This is a genomic window from Vibrio sp. 1401, from assembly GCF_033340295.1.
On sequence record NZ_JAWOWF010000882.1, the window covers coordinates 1 to 507 of the forward strand.

Consider the following 507-nt stretch of genomic DNA (forward strand, 5'->3'; position numbering starts at 1 on the left):
TAGCACCAATAGAATAGATCCGTTAAGATCCCGCCCCCCTTTATCTCGGTGATAAAACATGAACTACGAACAACTCGCACAACAAATCAAAGTTTGGGGAAAAGAGCTCGGCTTTCAAAAAGTGGGCATCTGCGACGTTGATCTTAGTGAACATGAAGCCGCACTACAAAAATGGCTAGATGCTGGCTATCACGGCTCAATGGATTGGATGGCTCGTCACGGAATGATGCGCGCCAGACCCAATGAGTTATTACCGGGAACCGTTCGCGTTATCAGCGTCCGGATGGACTACCTACCGCCAGAAGCGCAATTCGCTTCAAATCTCGCGAATAAAAATCATGCTTATATTAGCCGCTATGCGCTAGGGCGTGATTACCATAAGCTGGTCAGAAAGCAGCTCAACAAGTTGGGTAAGCTCATAGAAGAAGAAGTGGGTCAGTTTGGTTATCGCCCTTTTGTCGACTCTGCGCCAATACTTGAGCGCCCTTTAGCCCAAAAGGCCGGATT

1 protein-coding gene is annotated in these 507 nt (G+C 48.1%); it reads left to right on the forward strand.

Annotation, left to right across the window (positions count from 1 at the left end):
• Nucleotides 1–58 precede the first annotated feature (58 nt).
• A partial coding sequence (locus R7Z77_RS28690; RefSeq protein ID WP_318137476.1) for a QueG-associated DUF1730 domain-containing protein occupies nt 59–507 on the forward strand: 449 nt, incomplete at its 3' end.